The sequence below is a fragment of the Buttiauxella sp. genome, from assembly GCF_035271705.1.
Taxonomy (GTDB): Bacteria; Pseudomonadota; Gammaproteobacteria; order Enterobacterales; family Enterobacteriaceae; genus Buttiauxella.
The window spans coordinates 1-9,717 of the sequence record NZ_DATERI010000118.1 but is presented as its reverse complement, the minus strand read 5'-3'; the positions used below and the strand labels follow the sequence as shown (position 1 = coordinate 9,717).

Sequence of the window (9,717 nt, the reverse complement as noted above, 5' to 3'; positions counted from 1 at the left end):
AGCCTTCTAACCTTTTATCGTTATTCCTACGTCTACTGTGGTCTATTAAAATCTACCCCCAAGAGGGGGTATATATGGGGGTATCGAATCCCGATTCTTTTCAAGATACCCCCAATGAAGCTAAATGCCAGACAGGTAGATACTTCCAAGCCAAAAGACAAACCTTATAAGCTCTCTGATGGCGGTGGCTTATTTCTGCTGGTTAACCCTAATGGCTCTCGTTACTGGCGTATGAAATACCGTATTGCAGGTAAGGAGAAATTGTTGGCGCTGGGGGTATAGCCAGGCTTATGCAGTATGAGCTTGCCTACTGGCGGGCATTCAGTCCGGTTGTAGAGCGTATAACTGGTGTTATCGAGAGAAAGGTAAGCCTTATCTGAGAGGGTTTATAGCGGGCGCGTGGTACGCAGTGGGATAGTGGTAAATTTTATACTGCTTGATACGGATTGAGGGAGCTGATTTTATCGTAACCCTTACCAGCAGCGGCCTGAGTTCATAATCAGGGATTGCCCTGTCAAAAATATTAGTACGCAATACGCAAGCCAGTACGCAGCGAAACCGTGCCTTTTGGCTGCGCACCGTGATTGCTGATTTCACTGCTCATCATCAATATCGCACGGTACGCCAGGCGCTCGTTGATTGCTTCTACTGTCAGTTTTATGAAATCAGTTTGCTTTTAATCCACTCGATCACATCCGGTTTCCCGATCGGCGAGTAGCGGCTCAGGTGTGGTAGTCCAATAACACATGTACTTCTGCCGTCGATAACAGTTTTAAAACTCCTTATAACCCAGGAGCCGTGACCGGAAGGGTAGCTCTCATCTTGGCTACCAGCGTTAAACCTCTTACTGAGGTAGTTATAGGGTGAAGTGACGGAATTACCAAAAACAATTATCACCTTCGGTTTCACGGTACCGAGTATCTCCTCGTGAATCGGCCAGCACTCATCTGCAAGGCTGTACTCCACACCTCTGTAATTGGGGCTACGGATGAAAATCAGGTTACTGCTGCATACCTCGCGCGGCTGATAACCAAGTTCCTCCAGCAGCCACGTTACGCGCTTCTGTAGCGGTGCCTCGCCAGCCTTACCCTTCCATTCCTCATCGAGGTAAGCATTGGTTGTCCGGGTGGCCAGCGTGTCAATCTGCTCGCTTATCGTCGGGTGCTTATATGTCGGGTTATCATCGCCGCCTGGGTTAAATCCCATCAGATAGACGTCGCCCGCCTTTAACGTGCTACCTGCGCTATACAGAATGCTCCCTGAGTGTTCCATATGGGCGCTGAGATGGTGTTTTAATGACGCAGTAAAGACAGTGATATTCATAACAAGCCACCTGCTTTACCCAGCGACTCACCCAGCGCATGAATTGACGGTACATAGGCCATACCACCACTGGGGTGGGTGATACTGCACCATTCGACCGGTAGCGTTGGTGGCAATTCATCCACGTTGTTCCATAACCGGGAGCCCAAGACTAAGATCACATCAGGCTCCAACTCCCGAACAACATTCAGAAACGGTGCTTGTGCTGCCCTCCACATGGCTTCGGTAGGCTGTATGCGGGACTCTTCTCCAGCGAATTCCTGAACGAAGTTGTAAAATGCGACGTGCTGCCAGGTTTCGTAGCGCTCCTCATCAGTCGGCCAGTCAGTCCGACCACGCAGGACGTTGGTCAGCTTGCTGAAAAATGCAAAGCCCGGTACATAAGCGCAGTCCTCGACAACCTTTTGCGTAAAATCCGGGCCGCTATCCTCATCTGCGCCGTAATGAGATTCACCCAGCACTAGTACACGCACGCCATAGCGGCTGTTATAGTATTTTTCGCCAACAAAAGGCATGAAGTTAACGCCTGTCAGATTGTGCATGTCAGTTCCCTATTCTTTATGCGGTTTTTTATCGTATCTGATAAGAAAGCCTCCCGTCGCGGTATTAGTAATTGTTTGTTAATCAGCAACGTGGTTTAAACATGGAAATGTATGGCCTAACGCAGGAAAATCCCCCATTAAAGCACCACTCTCGACGACTTACATCATCGCCACCCGAAGCAGCCCCTGCAGGGAGATAAACCATGACGCCACGCGAGATTGAATTACTCACCATCGCCAAGCTGGAGCATGAAGGCCACCAGCTCACCCCAGCAGACCAGCGAGAGATACACCGCTCAATACAGGATGGGCTCGCGTACCGTGCCAGACTTCGCAGCATGATGACCAGCCCGGCCTACCAGTGGAAGAAGCCAGTAACCCCTCGCCGATAGTCAGCTTTTTTTCAAATGCCGTAGAGTATTCGCAGCCTGTTTCAATGTGTTTTCTTGCTGTTTTTTTAATTTTATATGCCATGAACTGGGTAATACATGCTCTTGAGAAAATAACGCCTCAAATAATGAGACATCATGCAACAACCCTAATTGTTGTTGTAACTTAACCAATACGGGTAATCTACGGCATTGTGGTTTCGTCAATAAATGGGCAAACCCTTCCCGCCAATATCGCAGGTGTTTGGTTTTCAATCGTAAAATATGCCAGTCGGTTATCGGGGAATTTAAATGCACATGATCTGCCGCATTCAACAATTGTTTTTCCAGTTTACGATCGTGTTTTCGGGCAGTTGACTGCAAAACGTGGTGACGTTCGCGGCTAATTTTTTCTCCCCAGCTCAGGCTGGCTTGCAGCAATGTTTCCTGTATTTGAATTGTTTGCAATCGCACACTCAAACTTTTACGCGAGGAAGCTAGCCTCTTCGCTAACCAAACTACAATGGCTTCCCCTGTGTGAGTATTAGCATGCATCGACTCAGCCTGAGTCAATGCGACCTCCATATCCCGAACAAATCCAGTTAGTTTTATAGCAACTCCCAATTGTTTTCTTTGAGTATTAATGAGGTCACTGTGTGGAAACAACCCCTGTAGTACACGCAGGCTACGCAAATTAACACGCAGATCATGCAGAGCTTCTATATCATTTCGAGCAATGACAAGAGGCAGTGCCCTTGAGGCCATTAGAGTCAATGCAGAAAAATGGGCACTCAGTTCTTGGCTGGAAGATTCTGTATGAGTGGTGTGTTTTTTAGTCATCAGAAATTTTTAGCTCACATGTTAAATCCTTGCATATAGTATCGTTCAAATCTAAATGAGGCCGCCTCTGAAAACGGAAAAACTGGCTTGAAATTAAGACTGGTCAGGACGGATTGTCATCCCAAAAATCACGTCATATCTTTCCTCGTCTGGGTTTAAGCATTATTTCAGTGTTTGGCCCGTCAAAAATGAATTTTGAGAAAGTCTAACCCACTCGCACCGCTTCCCCGTCTATCGCATCACGCTTACCACCTTCATCACGCAGCACAATACAAGCACCAGTCAGACCGTACCGGGAGCAGTTACACCAGACACCTTTACCATCACCGGATTGTGCCGTGTCCTGCCGCCGCTCATAGCTGGTTACCTTATCCAGTAGTCCACCAGCAAACATGCTTTCCAGTGTTCGCCTGGTTGATTCGAGTTGGTAGTGCTTATCGAATGACCCCATGCCATGAAGCAGGTAAGCCACACCGGCCTGAAGAACTTCGGTACCGTTATGGGCCCGCAAGGTAAAACCTTATACGTCTCCTACGCGGTGAAAAAATCCCTCAGATTGACGCCACACCCTAACAGCCTGTTGCTGTCTGCTGATGGGGAAACGCTGTATGTCACTGTAAAAAAGGTTTCAATAAAGAACACTCCACCAAAGGGCCGGACAGTATTGTTCGAGTTCCTTTAGCGCAGCTTTAATTCTTCTTATGCAGGGTGTCACCACCCTACAAATCCGCTTGAATCCTTCCGATGTGCACCAGGCTCGCAATTGTCAAATTTGAAGGGGGACGTTATATTAAAAATATGTTAAAAAGTGCTCAATCTGGGTACTAAATTGTGTGTTTTTATAAAGGTAATCTTACTTTATGCCTGACAATCTTATCGAGCGTATTTCCACGGCGTTAGAATCTGAATATACCCTCGAGGGTCTTGTCCGACAGCTGCTTGAAATGCTCGAGCTGGTCACCAATATGGAGTCAACTTACCTGACCCGCATTGAACCAGATGGCAGCTTCCAGCATATCATTTTTGCTCGTAACAGCCGACAGATGCAGATACCCGAAGGGCTCTCGGTGCCCTGGGGCGATACGCTTTGCAAGCGAGCACTGGACGAGGGAAGGCGTTACACCTGTGATGTGGCGAATGTTTGGGGCGATTCCCAGGCCGCGAAAGCGTTGGGGATCACGACGTATGTCAGTACGCCAGTGACCCTGGCTGATGGTTCACTTTATGGCACGCTGTGCGCTGCCAGCTCAGAACACCGGGTGTTGAACGAGCGCAGTGAGCAAGTTTTGCAACTTTTCGCGCAGTTGATTGCTCAACAGATCCAGAATGAGCGGCTTTTACAGCAATTACAGCAGGCAAATGTCGCGCTGACCGCTTCTAGCTATACAGATGAGTTGACCGGGTTGCCCAATCGCCGAGCGGTCTTTGAGCAACTACCAAAACTCTTTTCCAATGCTCGGGATGATGCGCGTTACGTGCTGTTAGCCTTTGCCGATCTCGACGGTTTCAAACAGATAAATGATGTGTATGGCCATGAAGCTGGTGATGATTTCTTGTTTGCTGTTGGGGAGCGACTGAAAAATGGCGTACCTCCTCATGACGTGATAGGCCGAGTCGGTGGTGATGAGTTCGTTGTGGCCGGTGTTGGGCCTGGTGAGTTTGTTGAGGCGCAGCATGCGGCGAACGCTTTCAAAATTAGACTGGCAAACTTGTTGACTGGCGAGTATCAGCTACATTCCTGTGTGATTAATTATGCCGGTCCGAGTATCGGCGTCGTCGCGGTTAATCCGGCTCAGACCGATCATGACCTGGCGTTGCGCGAAGCAGATGCCGCAATGTATCTCGAAAAGGAACGGCGGCGAGATTCATTAACCCCATTAACCCACCCCAAATGATTGAGTTGCATCGCGTTGGCAAGAGAACAAGTCCCGATGAGCTTACATTAGTCAATGAGTCGGGCGCGTGAAAGCCGCCAACAAAGAGGCAGCTTGAAGTATGACGGGGTTGCGGAGATAACAATGAAAGATGTCGTCATCGTGGGGGCCGCACGAACACCCATCGGCTGCTTCCAGGGCGCGCTCGCCCCACGCAGTGCCTCCGAACTGGGTAGTGCGGTTGTGAAAGCTCTGCTTGAACGCACTGGCGTTAGCGAGCAAGAAGTAGATGAAGTGATCCTCGGCCAGGTGTTGACTGCTGGAGCCGGGCAAAATCCCGCGCGGCAAACCGCGCTAAATAGCGGTTTGCCGTGGTCAGTTTCGGCGATAACCATCAATGACGTATGTGGTTCCGGTCTCAAAGCACTGCACCTGGCAACGCAGGCAATTCAATGCGGTGAGGCTGATGTCGTTATTGCGGGTGGCCAGGAAAATATGAGCCGGGCACCGCACGTGCTGGCTGACAGCCGCAATGGTGCCGGTTTGGGAAATAGCCAGCTTATCGACAGCTTGGTACACGACGGGTTGTGGGACGCGTTCAATGATTACCATATGGGTGTCACCGCAGAAAACCTTGCTCGTGAATACGGTATTAGTCGCGAAAGCCAGGATGCGTATGCGCTGGCATCGCAGCACAAAGCTCGGGCGGCAATTGATGCCGGGCGTTTTAAAGATGAAATTGTGCCAGTTACTGTCGAACTTAGTGCCGGGAACTCAGTGATTGTCGATACCGACGAACAGCCGCGAACCGATGCCAGCGCGGAAGCACTTGCACAGTTGCGTCCAACGTTTGATAGCCGAGGCAGCGTGACTGCCGGGAATGCCTCTTCTATTAATGATGGCGCAGCCGCCGTGTTAATGATGAGTGCCAGTAAAGCTGAAGAGTTGAATTTACCGGTTTTGGCAAGGATCCGCGCCTTTGCCAGTGTCGGTGTTGATCCCGCTTATATGGGGATTGCGCCCGTGACCGCCACCCAGCGTTGCCTTGAACGTGCAGGTTGGTCGCTTCAGGAGTTGGATCTTATCGAAGCGAATGAAGCCTTTGCGGCGCAAGCGCTGTCAGTTGGAAAAATGCTGGAGTGGGATGAAAGAAAGGTCAATGTTAACGGCGGTGCGTTGGCGCTTGGGCATCCCATTGGCGCATCAGGCTGCCGTATCCTGGTTTCACTGGTTCATGAAATGATTAAACGCGATGCCAAAAAAGGGCTGGCGACATTATGTATTGGTGGCGGGCAGGGGGTTGCTTTGGCAATCGAACGCGATTAACTATTTCCTTCATACTTCAAGCTACCGTTAATTATTTTGGCTACACATTAGATTTGTTTATCAACCTAAAAAGCACCTTTATCATGAAGGTGCTTTTCTGTTTAATTGCATCGCATCTCCCTTTCAGGACTTTCCGAATTATTAAGCCTTCCTGCAGATTTGAAGATAAAACACACAATGTTTCATGCGGTATTATTTCATTTCTAATAAATGGAAAAGATTTTTTTAAATTTAGATTAAGTCGGGATTATTCTTATGTAAATTACCACCGTGGCTATTGAAATGATGTTTCATTTGTGTATTTAAATTTTTTATCGTGACGGAGATCGCTAAATATTGAGTTTGTTTTTTTATTTTGTTGATGCTTGTCACGAAGATTACCATGTGTGTATTTTGACATAAATTTTTACGATCTCGATCACTAAAATATTGTTCATTTAAAAATAAACTTCAGTTTCATAATAATGAAACGATATTTCAGCGAAGGAAATACGAATATGTTGAAGAAAGCTCTGGGCGTGGTTGTTCTTTGTGGTGTGAGTGTTGCAGCGCAGGCCGTTACTCTTGATTTACGTCACGAATATGTTGATGCTGGCTTACATGGCGATCGTGCATTGGTATCTCACCGTTTCGATAACGGCCTTGGCTTTAGCCTGGAAGCAAAATGGAAATCTGCCGGTACCGATAAAGATGAACCATTTGCGGACCTGGTGGGTAGTGGCCATGAAGAATCCATAAACTGGCGTTGGGCAGCGAATAAGAATTTTGCTCTGACCCCGGGCTTAAATATTGAAAGTAATGACAGCAAAACAATCTGGAAGCCTTATGTGCATGCACAATATAGCTTCGATAATGGTATTTATCTTGCTGCTCGTTATCGTTATGAATATTCCCGTTATCCGAATACCGAAACCAAAAACGAAGATGATAAAGTGAATCGTGGCGATCTCTGGGCTGGTTTTGCTTTGGGTGACTGGCGTACCGAGTTGAACTATGTTTATGCGAAGAGTCAAGATCAGATTCGCTCTAATAACAAAAATGACTCATACGAATATAACATGAAGGTTGCTTATAAAATCGATAAGAACTGGGCGCCGTATGCTGAAGTGGGTAACGTTCTTGGTAGCAAAACTACCGACGAACGCCAGACACGTTACCGTGTCGGTGTGGGATATTCTTTCTAATTGATTTAATTTCTGTACTCCAATCAATACCTCTGAAAAGGCCTCCGCATTATTGCGGGGGCCTTTTTATATTTAAATAAAATATAATGCCACTGAAAAAAAAAAGCCCTCCCGGTTAGGGAGGGCAAAAAACTACAGGCATATAATTTATCAGGCACTCATCAGGCACTATCTATCAGGCAGAAATTAACTCTGGATTGGCAGGCATTTTCGCAATATACAGTGCTGGTTTACCGTCTTTATCAGAACTGAAAAGAATGGCACTGTCATCCGGAGTAAATGAAGGATGTGGATGCGTCACCTGGCGGCTGTTAGCAAATGTTGCCCAGGAGGTATCGTGGCGTGCTACGCGGAAATACGCTTTTTTCGCAACATCGAAGGCATACAAATATGGGTCGTTATCGATGGTATATCCGCTGGTGTCTTTCACATCCACTGGCGTACCGGAACCATCACCGACTAATAGCGTGCCATCGAAGTTACTCATCAAATGGGAACACGCAGGCATTTGCATCACTTCGGCGTTTGCACCTGTTTCTGGGTTGTAGCTATAAATGGTTCGGCCTTGCTGGCCTTTCAGATAAGAAACGTACATCAGAGAAGAACCGTTTGGCACCCAGAACTCGTGTGTGCAGCTTTCACCTTCTGCATGTTCTTTAACTTTACGCACGTTGCTGCCATCTTCGTTGACCATCCACATACGCGCGTCAACCAGGTCGTGAGGACCTTCATGGCAGAATGCGACGGTGTTGTCATCGAATGGGCGATAAATTGGATGGCCGAGCCAGTTTTTCTCCTGGTGGATCACTGCACTTTCACCCGTTTGAAGATCAACACGCAACAGGCGGCAATTTGGCCCTTTGTGGAAGAAGTCGTGGAAGATTTTCCAATCGTTCAATGGAACCCAATCGTCTTTGGAAATTTCGATACCCACAAGCTTGGTGCAATCACTGTTAGCAACCCAAGTGCCGTAACCGACCCAATCAGCGGGTACGCGGTAAACTTCACGCTCTACCAGAGTTTCAAGATTCACTTCCAGCAGAGTGCGTTCGTTCTTCACATAATAGAGAGACGCGTCATCTGGTGAGAGGAATCCACCGAAGGTATTGTCACCACTGCCTTCAGTCAATTGCAGGGCTTCACCCGCAGCGATATCCAGCAAATAGTAGTTCCAGTTACCGTCAAATTCCCCAGCAAACAGGAGTTTATTGCCATCATTGGTAAAGCATTTTTGATAGAAGTAGTTACGATGACACGTGACTTCTGGTGGTGTTAAGCGGGTGACCTCGACGCCTGTGTCTGGGTCCTGACTCACTTCGTAATCCAGCTTAACTCGCATACCTTTAGCCATAATGCTCTCCTTTAAATGACAAATCGTACCTGTCGGAAATTAATGATCGAACAATCGGTGCTAATTTATCAAAACAATGTTTCAGGGTGTGTGATTGCATTCACTAAAAGTAACATCTATCACATGACTTGTTAGAAAAATGGGTATTAAATTGGTGAAAATTTCCGCTAACCGTGATCGCTTTATCAAATATGACAAGAACTTTCGAAAATCTGAAACAACGTTTCATTTATAATTGAAAAGCGGTTTCAAGAAGATTACTATTAAGCCATCAAAGATTACGGCGCAGTTCTTTCACCGTAAGCGATTTATGAATTGCGCTGTTAGCGCGACTAAATATTCCCCAAAATGCTTGCGCTAACAGCAGGCCCGTATATAAAAGGAAACCTACATGATTCTGGATTCGTTCTCCCTTCAAGGTAAAGTTGCTGTTGTTACTGGTTGTGATACAGGTCTGGGCCAGGGTATGGCTATCGGTCTTGCTGAAGCTGGTTGCGACATCGTTGGTGTCAACATCGTTGAGCCAACTGAAACCATCGAGCGTGTTGAAGCGCTGGGTCGTCGTTTCCTGAGCCTGACTGCTGACCTGCGTCAGATCGATGGCATCCCAGCTTTGCTGGAAAGTGCTGTTGCTGAATTCGGCCAAATCGATATCCTGGTTAACAACGCCGGTCTGATTCGTCGTGAAGATGCAATCAACTTCAGCGAAAAAGACTGGGACGATGTAATGAACCTGAACATCAAGAGCGTGTTCTTCATGTCTCAGGCTGTTGCTCGCCAGTTCATCGCACAAGGCAAAGGCGGCAAGATCATCAACATCGCTTCCATGCTTTCTTACCAGGGTGGCATCCGCGTACCGTCTTACACCGCGTCTAAAAGCGCAGTTATGGGCGTGACCCGTCTGCTGGC

At 47.6% G+C, this 9,717-nt stretch carries 10 protein-coding genes and 2 pseudogenes; 7 read left to right on the top strand and 5 right to left on the bottom strand.

Annotation, left to right across the window (positions count from 1 at the left end):
* Positions 1-114: 114 nt before the first annotated feature.
* A pseudogene (locus VJY99_RS10925) lies at positions 115-279 on the top strand (Arm DNA-binding domain-containing protein); the annotation flags it as partial.
* Positions 280-657: 378 nt separating this feature from the next.
* Here VJY99_RS10925 and VJY99_RS10920 read toward each other — a convergent pair.
* Positions 658-1,323: a hypothetical protein gene (locus VJY99_RS10920; RefSeq protein ID WP_324118336.1), complete on the bottom strand. Its 666-nt coding sequence runs from the start codon at positions 1,321-1,323 to the stop codon at positions 658-660.
* The gene (locus tag VJY99_RS10915; RefSeq protein WP_324118335.1) at positions 1,320-1,865 is read right to left on the bottom strand and encodes a hypothetical protein; all 546 of its coding nucleotides are present in this window, start codon (positions 1,863-1,865) and stop codon (positions 1,320-1,322) included. Before VJY99_RS10915 ends, VJY99_RS10920 begins: the two co-directional genes overlap by 4 nt.
* A gap of 203 nt (positions 1,866-2,068) precedes the next feature.
* Between VJY99_RS10915 and VJY99_RS10910 the strand changes: the two genes are divergently transcribed.
* Positions 2,069-2,257, top strand: coding sequence for a hypothetical protein (locus VJY99_RS10910; protein ID WP_324118333.1), 189 nt, complete (start codon positions 2,069-2,071; stop codon positions 2,255-2,257).
* Here the strand turns inward: VJY99_RS10910 and VJY99_RS10905 are convergent, their stop codons facing one another.
* Positions 2,258-3,073, bottom strand: coding sequence for a CHAD domain-containing protein (locus VJY99_RS10905; RefSeq protein WP_324118332.1), 816 nt, complete (start codon positions 3,071-3,073; stop codon positions 2,258-2,260).
* A 205-nt stretch (positions 3,074-3,278) separates the two neighbouring features.
* The gene (locus tag VJY99_RS10900) at positions 3,279-3,524 is read right to left on the bottom strand and encodes a hypothetical protein (RefSeq protein WP_324118330.1); all 246 of its coding nucleotides are present in this window, start codon (positions 3,522-3,524) and stop codon (positions 3,279-3,281) included.
* A gap of 78 nt (positions 3,525-3,602) precedes the next feature.
* Here VJY99_RS10900 and VJY99_RS10895 point away from each other — a divergent pair.
* The 4 genes and pseudogenes from VJY99_RS10895 to VJY99_RS10880 all read left to right on the top strand — a co-directional run.
* Positions 3,603-3,766: pseudogene (locus VJY99_RS10895) on the top strand (hypothetical protein); the annotation flags it as partial.
* Positions 3,767-3,933: 167 nt separating this feature from the next.
* A complete protein-coding gene (locus VJY99_RS10890) occupies positions 3,934-4,968 on the top strand; it encodes a sensor domain-containing diguanylate cyclase (protein ID WP_324118328.1) in 1,035 nt (344 codons plus the stop codon).
* Positions 4,969-5,091: 123 nt separating this feature from the next.
* A complete protein-coding gene (locus VJY99_RS10885; protein ID WP_324118327.1) occupies positions 5,092-6,273 on the top strand; it encodes an acetyl-CoA C-acetyltransferase in 1,182 nt (393 codons plus the stop codon).
* A gap of 497 nt (positions 6,274-6,770) precedes the next feature.
* On the top strand, positions 6,771-7,457 hold the full coding sequence (locus VJY99_RS10880) for an oligogalacturonate-specific porin KdgM family protein (protein ID WP_324118325.1): 687 nt from the start codon (positions 6,771-6,773) through the stop codon (positions 7,455-7,457).
* Positions 7,458-7,632: 175 nt separating this feature from the next.
* On the opposite strand, the gene VJY99_RS10875 is transcribed toward VJY99_RS10880, so the two are convergent.
* The gene (locus tag VJY99_RS10875) at positions 7,633-8,808 is read right to left on the bottom strand and encodes an oligogalacturonate lyase family protein (RefSeq protein WP_324118323.1); all 1,176 of its coding nucleotides are present in this window, start codon (positions 8,806-8,808) and stop codon (positions 7,633-7,635) included.
* 391 nt (positions 8,809-9,199) lie between these two features.
* Between VJY99_RS10875 and VJY99_RS10870 the strand changes: the two genes are divergently transcribed.
* On the top strand, positions 9,200-9,717 hold a 518-nt coding region (locus VJY99_RS10870), incomplete at its 3' end, for an SDR family NAD(P)-dependent oxidoreductase (protein ID WP_324118321.1).